General features: G+C 61.5%; 13 protein-coding genes. 9 read left to right on the top strand and 4 right to left on the bottom strand.

Going from position 1 to position 14,363, the window contains the following annotated elements:
- Positions 1-168 precede the first annotated feature (168 nt).
- The 5 genes from uvrC to IYX23_RS14525 all read left to right on the top strand — a co-directional run bounded on the left by uvrC (position 169) and on the right by IYX23_RS14525 (position 6,237).
- Entirely contained in the window at positions 169-2,154 is a 1,986-nt protein-coding gene (gene uvrC, locus IYX23_RS14545) for an excinuclease ABC subunit UvrC (protein WP_196393450.1), read from the top strand.
- A gap of 134 nt (positions 2,155-2,288) precedes the next feature.
- Positions 2,289-3,131: a WcbI family polysaccharide biosynthesis putative acetyltransferase gene (locus tag IYX23_RS14540; RefSeq protein WP_196393449.1), complete on the top strand. Its 843-nt coding sequence runs from the start codon at positions 2,289-2,291 to the stop codon at positions 3,129-3,131.
- A gap of 9 nt (positions 3,132-3,140) precedes the next feature.
- Positions 3,141-4,241 carry a GSCFA domain-containing protein gene (locus IYX23_RS14535; protein ID WP_196393448.1) on the top strand — a complete coding sequence of 367 codons (1,101 nt, stop codon included), beginning with the start codon at positions 3,141-3,143 and terminating at the stop codon, positions 4,239-4,241.
- Positions 4,238-5,173, top strand: coding sequence for an alpha/beta hydrolase (locus IYX23_RS14530; protein WP_196393447.1), 936 nt, complete (start codon positions 4,238-4,240; stop codon positions 5,171-5,173). Before IYX23_RS14535 ends, IYX23_RS14530 begins: the two co-directional genes overlap by 4 nt.
- A 176-nt stretch (positions 5,174-5,349) precedes the next feature.
- A complete protein-coding gene (locus IYX23_RS14525) occupies positions 5,350-6,237 on the top strand; it encodes an alpha/beta hydrolase (RefSeq protein ID WP_196393446.1) in 888 nt (295 codons plus the stop codon).
- Between the two features lie 19 nt (positions 6,238-6,256).
- On the opposite strand, the gene IYX23_RS14520 is transcribed toward IYX23_RS14525, so the two are convergent.
- Positions 6,257-6,700, bottom strand: a complete 444-nt coding sequence (locus IYX23_RS14520; RefSeq protein ID WP_246716816.1) for a lysozyme inhibitor LprI family protein — start codon at positions 6,698-6,700, stop codon at positions 6,257-6,259.
- 29 nt (positions 6,701-6,729) lie between these two features.
- Between IYX23_RS14520 and IYX23_RS14515 the strand changes: the two genes are divergently transcribed.
- The 4 genes from IYX23_RS14515 (at position 6,730) to IYX23_RS14500 (ending at position 12,062) form a co-directional block, all read left to right on the top strand.
- Positions 6,730-7,575 carry a YihY/virulence factor BrkB family protein gene (locus tag IYX23_RS14515; RefSeq protein WP_196393445.1) on the top strand — a complete coding sequence of 282 codons (846 nt, stop codon included), beginning with the start codon at positions 6,730-6,732 and terminating at the stop codon, positions 7,573-7,575.
- Between the two features lie 82 nt (positions 7,576-7,657).
- A complete protein-coding gene (locus tag IYX23_RS14510) occupies positions 7,658-10,138 on the top strand; it encodes a DNA translocase FtsK (RefSeq protein ID WP_196393444.1) in 2,481 nt (826 codons plus the stop codon).
- Positions 10,139-10,207: 69 nt separating this feature from the next.
- Positions 10,208-11,101 carry an outer-membrane lipoprotein carrier protein LolA gene (locus IYX23_RS14505; RefSeq protein ID WP_196393443.1) on the top strand — a complete coding sequence of 298 codons (894 nt, stop codon included), beginning with the start codon at positions 10,208-10,210 and terminating at the stop codon, positions 11,099-11,101.
- Between the two features lie 4 nt (positions 11,102-11,105).
- Entirely contained in the window at positions 11,106-12,062 is a 957-nt protein-coding gene (locus IYX23_RS14500; protein ID WP_210330640.1) for a sodium:calcium antiporter, read from the top strand.
- Here the strand turns inward: IYX23_RS14500 and IYX23_RS14495 are convergent.
- The 3 genes from IYX23_RS14495 to IYX23_RS14485 all read right to left on the bottom strand — a co-directional run bounded on the left by IYX23_RS14495 (position 12,059) and on the right by IYX23_RS14485 (position 14,362).
- Positions 12,059-13,093, bottom strand: a complete 1,035-nt coding sequence (locus tag IYX23_RS14495; protein ID WP_196393442.1) for an aspartate-semialdehyde dehydrogenase — start codon at positions 13,091-13,093, stop codon at positions 12,059-12,061. The two genes, IYX23_RS14500 and IYX23_RS14495, sit on opposite strands and share 4 nt — an antisense overlap.
- Before the next feature lie 35 nt (positions 13,094-13,128).
- Positions 13,129-13,503, bottom strand: coding sequence for a hypothetical protein (locus tag IYX23_RS14490; protein WP_196393441.1), 375 nt, complete (start codon positions 13,501-13,503; stop codon positions 13,129-13,131).
- Between the two features lie 70 nt (positions 13,504-13,573).
- On the bottom strand, positions 13,574-14,362 hold the full coding sequence (locus tag IYX23_RS14485; protein ID WP_281431792.1) for a succinate dehydrogenase iron-sulfur subunit: 789 nt from the start codon (positions 14,360-14,362) through the stop codon (positions 13,574-13,576).
- Between the last annotated feature and the right edge of the window lies 1 nt (position 14,363).

Genomic DNA, 14,363 nt, shown 5'->3' with positions numbered 1-14,363 from the left:
ATCGTCGCAGCCCAAGCTTTGCAGGACTGTGGCCAGACGGTCAGGCGGGCGCAAGGCGGCGCGCCGGGGAAATGCGCGCTGGCTCGAGGTTCTGCACAGAACTTTGGTCCGGACGGTCGCCTCCAGCGAGTCTTTCCATCGCGGCCGGCGGCGAATAGATCTAGGTGAATGACCGCTCACGCAAATCCGCGCGATCTCCCCCCTGAAGAAGGCGACGTCTTTGATGCGCCCGAGGTCGCGGCGAAGGCAGAGGCGGAGCCGTGCGATACGGGAGCCGAACCACCCGAGACGCCTGAAAGCGTCAAGCGCGGCGTCGACGTCATCAAGAAGCATTGGCGGCACGCGCCGAACGGACCCGGCGTCTATCGCATGATCGCTGAAAGCGGCGAGGTGCTCTACGTCGGCAAGGCGAAAAATGTGCGCAAGCGCGTCGCGAGCTATACGCGTCTTGCGGGTCACGTGAATCGCATCGCGCGAATGATCTCGGCCACGACGACGATGGTGTTCATCTCGGTCGAGACCGAAACCGACGCGCTGCTTTTGGAAGCGAATCTCATCAAGCAGTTGAAGCCGCGCTTCAACGTGCTGATGCGCGACGATAAATCCTTCCCCTACATTCTGATCGCCATGGATCACGATGCGCCGCAAATTCTAAAACACCGGGGCGCCCGCGCGCGCAAGGGAGACTATTTCGGCCCCTTCGCCAGCGTCTGGGCGGTCAATCGGGCGCTGAACGCGCTGGAGCGCGCATTTCTTCTACGATCCTGCTCGCAAAGCTTTTTCGACAATCGCACGCGTCCGTGCCTGCTTTATCAGATCAAACGCTGCTCGGGCCCGTGCACCGGCGAAATCTCCATGGAAGATTACGCCGAGCTCGTGCGAGAGGCGCGGGATTTCCTCTCCGGCAAAAGTCGCAACGTCCGCGAACAGCTGGCGCGCGAAATGACCGAAGCCTCCGAGCGGCTGGAATTCGAGCGCGCGGCGCGACTGCGCGACCGAATCTCGGCGCTTTCAGCCGTTCAAGGGGCGCAGGGTATCAATCCACGCAGCGTCGAAGAAGCCGACGTCTTCGCCATCGCCAAGGACGCCGGACGCTTCTGCGTCGAAGCGTTCTTCTTTCGCGCCTATCAGAACTGGGGCAATCGCTCCTACTTCCCGCGCGCCGACGCGACACTGTCCGAATCCGAAGTCCTCGACGCCTTTCTCGCGCAATTCTATCAGGAGCGCCCTTCGGCGCGCTGCGTCTTTCTCTCGCATCCGATCGAGGACAGCGCGCTGCTTGAAGAAGTGTTGACCGCGCGGCTTGGCCGCCGCGTCGAAGTGCTCGCGCCGCAGCGGGGCGAGAAGCGCGAACTCGTGGACCACGCGCTTCAGAACGCGCGGCAGGCGCTCGGCCGCAAGCTCGCCGAAGACGCGAGCCAGCAGCGCCTGCTCGCCGCGCTCGGCCAGGCCTTTGGTCTGGCCGCGACGCCGCGGCGCATCGAAGTCTATGACAATTCCCACATCGGCGGCGCGCAGGCGATCGGCGCGATGGTCGTGGCCGGCCCCGCCGGATTCATGAAAGCCCACTACCGCACCTTCAACATCAGGAGCGCGGAGATCACGCCGGGGGACGACTTCGGCATGATGCGCGAGGTGCTCACGCGCCGGTTCGCGCGGCTCGCCAGGGATGGAGAAACGGAGCAGGATCGCGAGGCTTTTCCGGCAAAGCCCGATCTCATTCTCATCGACGGCGGACGCGGCCAATTCGACGTGGCGCGCGACGTCTTGCGCGAACTCGGAGTCGAAGGGGTGGCGATCGCGTCGATCGCCAAGGGCGCAGATCGCAACGCCGGGCGCGAAACATTCTTCGTCGAAGGACGAGAGCCGTTCCGGCTGCCGCCGCACGATCCCGCGCTCTATTTCATCCAGCGCCTGCGCGACGAAGCGCATCGTTTCGCCATCGGCACGCATCGCGCGCGGCGCAAGAAGGAGTTCACCAAGAATCCGCTCGACGAGATCGCCGGCGTGGGGCCGGCGCGCAAACGCGCGCTGCTCCTGGCGTTCGGGTCGGCGAAGGCTGTCTCGAAAGCCGCGCTTTCGGACCTCGAAAAGGTCCCCGGCGTCAATAAGGCGACGGCGCGGCTCGTCTACGCGCATTTCCAGCGCGACTGACGCTTTTTGTCATTGCAAACGACTTCAGTTTCGCCGTGGGCTATGCTATCGAAAAGTCGTGAGTTTTTGCGATCTTGGACCGAATCCCACGAGTTCAACTTTTCTGTGGAATTGGCTTTGTAAGAAGGCAATCGATGGGAATCAAAATCGGCGTTCTTGGCAATTGCGATACAGGAGCGATTACCACATCCTTGAGACAGCTCGTGCTCGAGGCGAGCGTCACCCCGCTTGCCTTAAAAGGAGCCGGGCTCTCGGACTACCTAGACGCGAACCTCCCCGACTTTGATTTGATTTTTGTGAACAGCAGCACTTATGTCGCGAGTGGCGGACAGGATGTTGATCCAAGAGTCATCGTCTACCCGCAGATCACATTTAGACCTTTTCATCCTGACTGTTGCTACGTATGGCTCAGCAACAACTCAATAATTGAAAATTATAATTCTGCTATTTGCGTCGGCTGCTTCGTGCGCGGACTGAGCGTGGAGCAAACCGTGGCTTGCTTCAATAAAGAGGTGTATGATTATTTGGGGTATTTCTCTCGCTGGGATGACGGCGTAAAGAAACTCAAGCATGATTTTGAACTCTACAATGTAGATTTTGTAAAATTCTTTCTTAAGGCGAAGCGAAGCGGTGTTTTTATGCACTCCATAAATCATCCGACCAAGGATGCGTTCACGGCTCTATCGGCGCTCCTCGCCATGAAGACCGGCGCTTCGGAAGACGCACTGGATCGACCAGTGTTCTTTCCCGATCCGCTCGCGAATTTTGGTTGGCCGGTATATCCGGAAATAGGCGAGATATTCTCAGCTCCTGGAGCTTACGTGTGGCTGTACAACGGCAAATATCTCGGACTGCATGATTTCATCTCGGCTGAATTCGAACGTTATAAGAGCAAAGGTCTTACGCGCGAGGGCGTTCGGTTTGCTGACGCCTGCTTCCAAGACAAATTGGACGCTTTGCTGGGCATCCCGCGGTAGGAGAAACGAATGGGCGCCAATCCCTATCGTGGACTTCCAGACTATCAGTTTTGGTCGCGCGGCGTAACATGGCAAGCGCCCGGGCACATTGATCCAATGATCGAAGATCATTGGATCAAACCTCATGAGCGAATCGCGACATTGGGAAGCTGTTTCGCGCAGCATTTGGCGCGCAACATGGCTGGGCTTGGCCTGAATTATTACGTGGCCGAAAATGCGCCTCCGGGGATGACCAGCGATGAGGCGCGAAAAAAGAATTATGGAGTCTTTTCGGCCCGCTACGGCAACGTCTACACGGTCAGGCAAGCGGTGCAATTATTTCAGCGCGCCTTCGGCATGTTCGCGCCATGCGATGACGTCTGGAGCGCCGCTGACGGCGGCTTCGTCGACGCCTTCAGACCAAATATCGAACCTGCTCCGCTCGAAGATGAGGCGACCGTCCGTCGGGCGGCTCAGTCCCATTTGGCCTGCGTCAGGCAAATGTTTCTTGAAGCCAATTGGATCGTCTTCACTTTAGGTCTGACAGAGGGATGGCGCTCCCTCAAAGACGGCGCCGTATATCCTGTCGCTCCTGGCGTCGCGGGCGGCAGATATGATCCTAATTCATACGGTTTCGTCAACTTCTCTTCACGAATGGTTCAAGAGGATCTTGCAACATTCGTTGATTTGATCGGGAGCGTAAACCCGACATGTCGTCTGATATTGACGGTTTCGCCGGTTCCCTTGATTGCAACATACGAACATCAGCACGTTCTAACCGCCACGACATACAGCAAATCCGTGCTCCGCGTCGCGGCGGAAGAGATTGCGCGCCAGCGCAAAAACGTAGTCTATTTTCCGTCATATGAGATCATCACAGCCCCGGGCGTGGCCGGGACCTACTACGCTGACGACTTACGAGAGGTAAAGTCGTCAGGGGTTCGTCACGTGATGCGTGTGTTCAACAAGCATTTCGTCGAACCGGATCCGCAATCATTACACGCAACCCCAGTGAGTTCGGTTTCCGAGTCGCGGTTCGCTCAAGCGCTCAGCTCGCCGTCGAACGACGAGAATTCCGTCATCTGCGACAAAAATATCATTGAGGCTTCAGTCAACAGCATCGCGCGGTGATCGCCCGTCGCTTCCAGCACGACGACAAGAAAGCCGCGGCAAGGACCGCGAAGCTCCGCTCAGACGTTCTTTACATCATTGTTGCTTTGACTTTTTCGCTCTGCGGGTTTCCCGCTTACGCGCAGCAAGACGACCTCCGGGAGATCGCCTATGGACCTCTTCCGGAACAGCGTTTGAATCTTTGCGTCGCTGAAGATTCAAAGCGGCTTCGGCCGGGAGTCGTGCTTTTACACGGCGGAGGCTTTATCCGAGGAGACAAGTCCGACCTGAATTTGCTGTGCCGACACTTTTCCGCAAGGGGATTTGTAGCGGCAACTGTCGGTTACAGACTCGCAAAGGACCGCTCTTCAGCATGGCCTGCTCAATTGATCGACGTTCAGCTTGCTGTCCGTTGGCTAAAGCGGCATTCGGACGAAATAAGTCTCGATCCGCTTCGCCTGTGTGCCGTGGGGCTGTCCGCAGGCGGAAGTCTTGCGATGTTTTTGGGTGTCGCGCACGCGCACGATCCCGCAAGCGGGCGAATTTCAGTTCCCCCTGCGGAACCAGATGTGCAATGTGTCGTGTCCAACTCGGGAATTACGGATATTGGTTCACTTAGACCAGAGACGCAAAATGCGCTCTGGAAAAGCATTTTTATTGGAAGAGACAGCGCCGACCGGAACGATGCGTTTCGCGAAGCATCACCACTTTACAAAGTCGACCAGCACTCGTCGCCCATGCTCTTGGTATGCGGCGAACATGACGAAGTGACGCCGATATCCCAATGCGCCATGATAGAAGAGAAGTTAGCAAGCGCAGGAGTGGACTTTAACATTATCAAACACGAGGGCGGCCATTTGAACTCAGGCTTGGACTATGAACAAAAAAAGCGAATATTTTTAGAGATAACGGATTATCTAAAGACAAAGTTGCAATCCCAGCAAGTGCACTGACGCCGGCAGCAGATGCCGGCGGTATGTCCGGCGCTCGAGCGCCATGCGGCAGAGATGAAGTAAGCCATCGCTCAGATCGCCGCCGAGATTGCCCATGCCGAACTCTGTTCTAATTCCCGGCATATAGCCTCGGCGCTTGCGCGTAGCTTCAATCTGCAGCGTTTTGGATTATCCAGATGCCATGTCGCGGCGCATCGGAGCGACGCTTCGACTTAGCCCACAAGGCCAGAATCGCCTTCCTGGCTCTGGCTGTCGCCGGCCTTTGCTCCCCCGCGCAGCCGGCGACGGTGCGAGAGCTGGCCTATGGCCCGCTCTCGGAGCAACGGCTGAACTTATGCGAGGCCGCGACGTTATCAGCACCTCGTCCGGGCGTGCTGCTGATCCACGGCGGCGGCTTTATGGGCGGGGACAAATCCAGCCTCGATCATCTCTGCCGCAAACTCGCGTCGCAGGGCTTCGTCGCTGCGACGCTCGGCTATCGGCTGGCGCGAGACGCCCCATGGCCTGCGCAATTGGCGGACGCGCAGCTTGCCGTCGAATGGCTCAAACATAATGCAAAGGCGATCGGTCTCGATCCGCATCGCATGTGCGCCGTCGGCTTTTCCGCAGGCGGCGCTCTGGCGATCTTTCTCGGGGCCGCGCATGTGAACCGTCCCTTAGCCGATGAGACCTCACCTCCCAGCGAAACGCCGGACGTACAATGCGTCGTCTCCGACTCCGGAATCACCGACATAGCCGCGCTCAATGCGAGCGTGCGCGATACGCTCTGGAAAAATCTGTTCAAAGGCGCCGATCGCGGCGACCGCCGCAGGCTGTTGCGCGATGCGTCTCCCCTTTACGAAGTGAATCGGAACGCATCGCCCATGCTTTTGATCTGCGGCCGAAAAGATCAGATCACGCCGCCTTCTCAATGCGCCAATCTACAAAAACGACTGAGGGGCGCCGACGTTGACGTTCGCGTCATTACGCACGATGGCGGTCATCTCGGCGAGGGACTGAAACCCGAACAGAGGAACGACATTTTTCGCCAAATGATCAGCTATTTGGAAGCTGCGCTAAAATAGAGCGACGACCGGCGCCAGATTACTGGCCGCCGCAGGAAACGTCTCCCTCCTGGCAGGTCAGTTGACGCTGCAATCTTTTCGTCTGCTGCTCGGTCAAATCCGTCAGACATTGCGCCGCGATCATACTGTGGATGCTGCCGCCGATCGTTCCCATAGTGTCAAACGCGCACTGCGCATCCTTGTATTTGATCCAGGATCTCTGCGCTTCCTGCAGTTGTTCACGGCCCTTCGGGCTTATCCTGCCCAACAATATCGCGTAAGCCGCGTTGAGTTCGGCGTCGGCCTGTTTGAAATTTTCGCCCGCGCAAATGTTCAGCGCGGTCTGGGTATCGAGGCGGCTGCAGTCCTTCGCGAGCGCCGAGTTCGATCCATATGACAGAATCATAAACGCCGCGCTCATGGCGCAGAAACTCGTAAAGGAAAGCTTCTCATCGACGGATTCCCTGCTTTGCGCCATCGCCATTCCCGGTCGGCACGCTATCATGGGTCGGCATGCAAAAAATTTTTCAGCTCCTTTATGACTCCTATCTCAAGTTCAACCGCGACGACGGTTGGGCGATCGCGAGCTATATTGCGCTATCCATCCTGACCTCGCTCTTTCCGTTCCTCATCTTTCTGACGGCGCTCGCGGGCTTTTTCGGCCTGCGGAGCGAAGCGGAAGCCGCAAGAAAACTCCTCTTCGAAACCTGGCCGGCGAGCGTGGCGGGGCCGATTTCGGACCAGATCAGCAATGTGCTGACGCAGCCGCGCGGCGGACTGCTGACCTTGGGCGCGGTCTTCGCCATCTATTTCGCCTCGAGCGGAGTCGAGGCGCTTCGCGTCGCCCTGAACCGCGCCTATGACCTTCAGGAAACGCGCTCCTGGTGGCTCTCACGCCTGGAATCAATTCTTTACGTCTTCCTCGGCGCAGCGGCGCTTCTCGCCGTCGCCATTCTGCTCGTGCTGGGGCCGCTCGCGTGGACGATCGCGGCACGATATGCGCCGCTCATCGCCCAAGATCTTGAGCCGCTCTTCCAACCTGTGCGCTATGGCGTCACCACCGGCCTATTGGCCATTTCGCTTTTCGCGGCTCATAAGTTCTTGCCTGCGGAACGGCGCAGCTTCAAACTCATCGCCCCGGGCATCGCGCTGACGCTCGTCGCGTCGCTCGCGCTCGGCGTCGGCTTCGGCGCCTATCTCGCGAGATTCGCCAGCAGTTATATATCGATGTACGCCGGCCTCGCCTCCATCGTGATCGCCATCGTTTTTCTTCAGATGCTGGCGGCGATCTTCATCTATGGCGCCGAGCTCAATCAGATCGTCGCGGCGGGCGGCAAGAAACCGCACAACCAGGCTTAAGCGCACCTTAACCGAGATTTTTTACGCTGCCCGCATCCGCGCGCCATTGGCGGCGCCGCGATCAAGCGAGGCTTCTCCTCATATGCGCAGCCATGCAAGGGGCCATTTTACCGAGCAGCTTCGCGACTTCGCGGCGCGGAGGCTGGCGGAAATCCTGGGCGCCGCCTTGCTCGTGAGCGCCGGCGCGCTGACGCTGGCGCTCGTCAGCTGGTCCGCCCGCGATCCGTCGCTCAACCACGCGACCTCAGGCCACGTCCGCAACCTGCTCGGCGGACCGGGCGCGATCGTCTCCGATCTGCTGATGCAACTCGTCGGCTTCGGCGCCATCGCCGCCATCGTGCCGATCGCGACCCAGGGATTGCGTCTCATGCGACGGCGCCGGATCGGCCGCGTGATGCTGCGCGTCGGCCTCTGTGTCCTCGGCGTTTTCGCAACCGCCGCGACCGCGTCGCTGCTGCCCGCGACCAACCGCTGGCCGCTGCCCACCGGCCTCGGCGGCGTCGCCGGCGACGCCATCCTGACCGTTCCACGGCTGATCTTTGCCGGCTCCGGCGTAATGACCGCGCTCTTTGGCGCCGGCGCCGCTCTGGTCGCGATCCTCGCCGTGACCGGCGCAGCGGGGCTGGGCTTCGAATCCGAAGCGGATATGCGCAGCCGCTCCTCTGAAGATGACGCGCAGATTCGTCCGGGCGCCGAGGATGACGACGACGCCGGCGGCGAGCCTGGCGTCGCGTTGATCTCGCTCGGCGCGCTGATCCATCTTGGACTGGCGCTAAAATCCTGGATGCTGCGCGCCGCCGCGAGACTCAGACGTCGCGCCGCGACGACGGACCGGCCGCCGCCGCCGCGCTATCCGCGCGTCGAGCCGACCTTCGAGGATCTGGACGTTTTTCCCGCCTTTGCGTCGCCGCAGCCCCGCGATCTCGACGAGCCCGACGAGCCCTATGAACCCGCAGTCGCCCCGCCTGCGCCCCGCAGGACGCGTGCGCCTGCCCGCGCCGCGCAGCCCCGCTTCAATACGCGCTATGAGACGCCGCCCCTGACCCTCCTCGCCGAACCGAAGAAGCAGGCGAGCGGCGTCAAGCTCCCGCAGGAGGCGCTCGAGCACAACGCGCGTCTGCTTGAGGGCGTGCTCGAGGATTTTTCCGTCAAGGGCGACATCATCAACGTCCGCCCTGGGCCAGTGGTCACGCTCTATGAGCTGGAGCCGGCCCCCGGCATCAAGAGTTCGCGGGTCATCGGCCTCGCCGACGACATCGCCCGCTCGATGTCCGCCATCTCCGCCCGCGTCGCCGTCGTGTCAGGGCGCAACGCCATCGGCATCGAACTGCCGAATCAGCGTCGCGAGATGGTCTATTTGCGCGAACTCATCGCCTGCGAGGATTTCGTCCGCTCCAACCACAAGCTCGCCATCGCGCTTGGCAAGACGATCGGCGGCGAGCCGGTGATCGTCGACCTGGCCCGCATGCCGCATCTCTTGGTCGCCGGCACCACCGGCTCCGGCAAGTCGGTCGCGATCAACACCATGATCCTGTCGCTGCTTTATCGGCTGAAGCCCGAAGAATGCCGGCTCATCATGGTCGATCCGAAGATGCTGGAGCTCTCCGTCTACGACAACATCCCGCATCTGCTGACGCCCGTCGTCACCGACCCGAAAAAGGCGGTCGTGGCGCTCAAATGGGCGGTGCGCGAGATGGAGGATCGCTACAAGAAAATGTCGAAGCTCGGCGTGCGCAACATCGATGGCTACAACGCCCGCGTCGCCGACGCGCAGGCTAAGGGCGAGACGATCACCCGCACGGTGCAGACGGGCTTCGATCGCGAGACCGGCGAGGCGGTCTTCGAGCATGAGGAGATGACGCTCTCCACGCTGCCTTATATCGTCGTGATCGTCGACGAGATGGCGGATCTCATGCTCGTCGCCGGCAAGGACATCGAGGGCGCGATCCAGAGACTGGCGCAGATGGCGCGCGCCGCCGGCATCCATCTGATCATGGCGACGCAGCGCCCCTCCGTCGACGTCATCACTGGCACGATCAAAGCGAATTTCCCGACGCGCATCTCCTTCCAGGTGACCTCGAAGATCGACAGCCGCACGATTCTGGGCGAACAGGGCGCCGAGCAGCTGCTCGGCCAGGGCGACATGCTCTACATGGCGGGCGGCGGCCGCATTTCGCGCGTGCATGGGCCTTTCGTGTCCGACCACGAAGTCGAGGACATCGTCGCCCATGTGAAGACGCAAGGCGCGCCGCAATATCTCGACGCCATCACCGCCGAGGACGATGTTGGCGAAGATGGCGAAGCGCCCCTGCCCGGCTCGATGGACGCGGAGGAAGGCGGCGACCTTTACGACCGCGCCGTCAACATCGTGCTGCGCGATAAGAAGTGCTCGACGAGCTATATCCAGCGCCGTCTCTCCGTCGGCTACAACAAGGCCGCTTCGCTCGTCGAGCGCATGGAGCAGGAAGGCGTCGTCTCCGCGCCTAATCACGCCGGAAAGCGCGAAATTCTGGTCGGCGGCGGCATCGATCGCGGCGCCTTCGACATCGAGGCGGCGGAGTAAGGCTTCGCCCCCAATTCCGCCAACTTATGCTAGGAAGACGGCGACAGCTTCCCAGAATCGGAACCCGCCGTGACATACGTTCACTTTGCCGCCCTGCTCGCCGCGCTTTCACTCGCCGTCCCGGCCGCCGCTGCGACGATCGCGCGCCCTGCGCCGCCGTCGCAGGGAAGCGTTCCGGCGGTCGCCGAGAATAAGGCAGCGGAGGCGAAGCCAGCCGAAGCCCGTCCCGCGGAAGCAAGGGGCAAATCGGCTGAGGTCAAGCCTGAGGACGAGAAGAACGTCGACCCCAAGTCCGTGACGGTCAAGCCCGTGACGGCCAAGCCCGGCGAGGCGAAGCCTGCAGACCCGATCGGGAAGAAAGGCGCCAAGCCGTCCGCACAGGGGCCCGCCGCTGCCGCCGCGACGATCGCGCCCCCGCCCGCGCCGGAGCCGGAGAAGCCGCTCACCCGCGCTGAGGCGGTAAAGCGCGCCAACGCCTTTTTCAACGCATCGCCGGTGATGACGGCCGATTTTGTGCAGATCGGCGGCGACGGCAAACGTTCGGAAGGCAGGCTTCACGTGCAGCGCGCCGGCCGCGTTCGCTTCGAATATGCCCAGCCGGCGACGATGGAAGTCGTCGCTGACGGCGCGCAGGTCGCGGTGCGCGACCGCAAGCTCAATACGCAGGATCTCTACTTCATCACCCAGACGCCGCTCAAATTCCTGATGAAGGATAAGATCGATCTCGAAAAGGATGTCGTCGTCGAGGATGTGAAGATCGATGATTCCGGCGTCACCATCTTCATCGAGGACAAGGCGACCTTCGGCGGCACGTCGCACGTGCGTCTGATCTTCGACCCCAAGACCTTTAAATTGAAGCAGTGGCAGGTGACGGACCCGCAAGGCTATGAGACCTTGATCTCGGTCTTCAACATCGACCAGGCGAAAGTGCCGGATCCGACGCTGTTCAAGATCAACAAATAAGCCATTGCCGTCGACGGATTCGATTTCGACGGCGATCCCCTATCTCGCGCTGGCGCTCGGCCTGCTCTGCGCCACTGGCGGCGGCGAGCTGTTCGTGCGCGGCACAGTCGGGATCGCCCGCGCCGCCCGCGTCGCGCCCAGCATCATTGCGGCGACCATCGCCGCTTTCGCCACATCAAGCCCGGAACTGACCGTCGCCGTCCAATCGGCGCTGGCGGGCGAGCCGGAAATCTCGTTGGGCGACGCGCTCGGCAGCAATGTCGCCAATTTTGCGCTGATCTTCGGCGTCGCTCTGCTCTTTGGGCCGCTCGCCATCATCCGCGCCGAGGTGACGCGGAATTTTGCCGTCGCTGTCGCGGCGCCTGTGGCGCTCAGCGTCATGCTGATCGATGGATTACTGTCTCGTCAGGAAGCCGCGATCCTCTTGGGCGGCTTCGCGCTATGGTTCGCGAGGGTCACGCTGGAGGCGCTCGAGGAACGGCGCTTAGCCCCAGCGCTGCAGGAGACGTCTTCCGGATTCTTGCGCGCTCTGTTCGAAACCTCGATCGGGCTCGCGCTGCTCGTCGCCGCCGGAAGTCTCATTGTATTTGGCGCCAGCAAGATCGCTCAACGATTTGGCTTGAGCGATTTCGTCATCGGCGCAACGCTGATCGCGGTGGGCACCTCGACGCCCGAACTCGCCACCGCGCTGATGGCGCGCATCCGCCGACAGGATGACGTCGGCTTCGGCGCCCTGCTCGGCAGCAATGTCTTCAACGGACTGTTCATCATCGGCGTGGCCGGCGCCATTACGCCGATTCGTACACCCGAACGAGATGCCGCGCCGGCCCTTGTGGCCGGCTTAATCGCGCTTGCGCTGGTTTATCCGCCGCGCAGCGGCGTCTACCGTCCGTGGCGCGGCGTTGCGCTGCTCGCCGTCTACGCAGGCTATTTGGCGGCGGTGATCGCCTTCGGGCGTTAGGCCGCTTTTTTCTTCGGCGCGAGCAGTTTGCGGTTCATCAGGACTTCGGCGATTTGAATGGCGTTGAGCGCCGCGCCCTTGCGCAGATTGTCGCTGACACACCACAGAACCAGCCCATTATCGACGGTCGGGTCGGTACGGATGCGCGAGACATAGGTGGCGTCTTCGCCCGCCGCTTCATGCGGCGTGATGTAGCCGCCGGCTTCGGGCTTGTCGATCACCAGCACGCCGGGCGCCGCGCGCAAAATATCACGCGCCTCGTCCGCGGAGATCGGCTTTTCGAATTCGATGTTCACCGCTTCCGAATGGCCGATGAACACCGGCACGCGCACGCAGGTGGCGACAAGCTTGATCTTGGGATCGAGAATTTTTTTCGTCTCCGCGACCATCTTCCACTCTTCCTTGGTGAAGCCGTCCTCCATGAAGACGTCGATCTGCGGAATCAGGTTGAAGGCGATGCGCTTGGGAAATTTCTTGGCTTCGACGGGGTTGGCGACGAACACCGAGCGGGTCTGCGCGAAGAGTTCGTCCATGCCCTCCTTGCCCGCGCCAGAGACCGACTGATAGGTCGAGACGACGACGCGCTTGATCGTCGCCGCGTCGTGCAAGGGCTTCAGCGCGACGACGAGCTGCGCCGTCGAGCAGTTCGGATTGGCGATGATGTTCTTTTTGGAAAAACCCGCCGCGGCGGCGGCGTTGACCTCCGGCACGACCAACGGCACGTCAGGGTCCATGCGCCAGGCCGAAGAATTGTCGATGACGACGCAGCCCTGCGCGCCGATTTTGGGCGCCCATTCCTTCGCGACCGAGCCGCCCGCCGACATGAGACAAATGTCGACGTCGGAGAAATCGTAAGAGTCGAGCGCCTTGCACTTCAGCGTCCTGTCGCCGAAGGAGACTTCCGTGCCGATCGAGCGCGCCGACGCCAGCGCAACGACCTCCGAAACCGGGAAGCGGCGCTCGGCGAGAATATCGAGCATCTCGCGGCCTACGTTGCCCGTAGCGCCGACGACCGCAACCTTATACGCCATGATCAACTCCAGCCGGCAATTCCGGCGCTGAGATTTCAGAAGGGAAGGCCGACCGACATATTCCCCGACGGCGAAACGCCAATAGGCATTTTCCCGTTCGGCGAGCTCGGCGTCTCGTCTTCCTTCTCCTTCTGCTTTCCTCCGGGCGGCGCCTTGCCGGTGGACCAACCCTCAAGCTCGCCAAACTGGCGGTTGCCGCCGCCGCCCTGCTGCTGCTGGCCAGCGCCGGCGCGCGGAGCTTGCTGCGCCTTCGCTCTCTTGGCTTTCGGCTGCGTCGTGACAGAACCCGAAGCGTCCAGCGCTCCGGGATCGACCTGAAGCTGCTGCGCCGAGGCGGCCATGGGGCCGCCGGCGATCAGACAGGCGGCGATGAGAAGCGAAGCGCAATTGCGACGAGCGCTGGTCGACATGGCGCAGATCTCCGAAGACGTTTGTTCCGTCCTAAACCGGCGGCGCGGCGGGATCAAGGCGGCCCCGCGCTCAGCGCGACTCCGCTTCGTCCTGGGCGATCGCCATGTTTTTGAGTTCCGCGATGGCCTTGGCCGGCGACAGGCCCTTAGGGCAGACCTGGGTGCAATTCATGATCGTGTGGCAGCGATAGAGGCGGAAGACGTCGTCGACATAGGAGACGCGGTCATTCGTCGCTTCATCGCGCGAATCCTGCACCCAACGAAACGCCTGCAGCAGCGCCGCGGGACCGAGGAAGCGATCGGCGTTCCACCAATAGCTCGGACAGGCGGTCGAGCAGCAGGCGCACAGGATGCATTCGTAGAGACCGTCGAGCTTGGCGCGCTGCTCCGGCGACTGCAGCCGCTCTTTCTCGGGGGCCGGTCCGCCGCGCAGCCAGGGCTGGATCGCCGCGTATTGCTCATAGAAGATCGTCAGATCGGGCACCAAGTCCTTCACCACCGCCATATGCGGCAGCGGATAGATTTTGATCGCGCCGTCGATCTCATCCATGCCCTTGGTGCAGGCGAGCGTGTTCAGGCCGCCGATATTCATCGAGCACGAGCCGCAAATGCCCTCGCGGCAGGACCGACGGAAGGCCAGCGTCGGATCGATTCTGTTCTTGATCCAGATCAGCGCGTCGAGAACCATCGGCCCGCAGTCGTCGGCGTCGATGAAATAGGTGTCGATGCGCGGATTGGCGCCGTCGTCGGGGTCCCATCGATAGATGCGCAATTCGCGCAGGCGCTCGGCGCCTTCGGGCCTCGGCCAGGTCTTTCCTTCGGCGACGACGGAGTTCTTGGGGAGGGTGAATTCGACCATC

Origin of the sequence: Methylocystis sp. L43 (genome assembly GCF_015709525.1) — a bacterium.
Classification (GTDB): Bacteria; Pseudomonadota; Alphaproteobacteria; order Rhizobiales; family Beijerinckiaceae; genus Methylocystis.
The sequence above is the reverse complement of the archived record's forward strand: the minus strand, read 5'-3'. Positions and strand labels throughout refer to the sequence as shown.

What these genes read in the sequence shown, in the direction of transcription:
- IYX23_RS14495 (WP_196393442.1), bottom strand. Translation starts at nt 13,093, where the DNA reads ATGGCGTATAAGGTTGCGGTCGTCGGCGCTACGGGCAACGTAGGCCGC.
- IYX23_RS14485 (WP_281431792.1), bottom strand. Translation starts at nt 14,362, where the DNA reads ATGGTCGAATTCACCCTCCCCAAGAACTCCGTCGTCGCCGAAGGAAAG.
- IYX23_RS14510 (WP_196393444.1), top strand. Translation starts at nt 7,658, where the DNA reads ATGCGCAGCCATGCAAGGGGCCATTTTACCGAGCAGCTTCGCGACTTC.
- IYX23_RS14540 (WP_196393449.1), top strand. Translation starts at nt 2,289, where the DNA reads ATGGGAATCAAAATCGGCGTTCTTGGCAATTGCGATACAGGAGCGATT.
- IYX23_RS14535 (WP_196393448.1), top strand. Translation starts at nt 3,141, where the DNA reads ATGGGCGCCAATCCCTATCGTGGACTTCCAGACTATCAGTTTTGGTCG.
- IYX23_RS14490 (WP_196393441.1), bottom strand. Translation starts at nt 13,503, where the DNA reads ATGTCGACCAGCGCTCGTCGCAATTGCGCTTCGCTTCTCATCGCCGCC.
- IYX23_RS14515 (WP_196393445.1), top strand. Translation starts at nt 6,730, where the DNA reads ATGCAAAAAATTTTTCAGCTCCTTTATGACTCCTATCTCAAGTTCAAC.
- IYX23_RS14525 (WP_196393446.1), top strand. Translation starts at nt 5,350, where the DNA reads ATGCCATGTCGCGGCGCATCGGAGCGACGCTTCGACTTAGCCCACAAG.
- uvrC (WP_196393450.1), top strand. Translation starts at nt 169, where the DNA reads ATGACCGCTCACGCAAATCCGCGCGATCTCCCCCCTGAAGAAGGCGAC.
- IYX23_RS14520 (WP_246716816.1), bottom strand. Translation starts at nt 6,700, where the DNA reads ATGGCGATGGCGCAAAGCAGGGAATCCGTCGATGAGAAGCTTTCCTTT.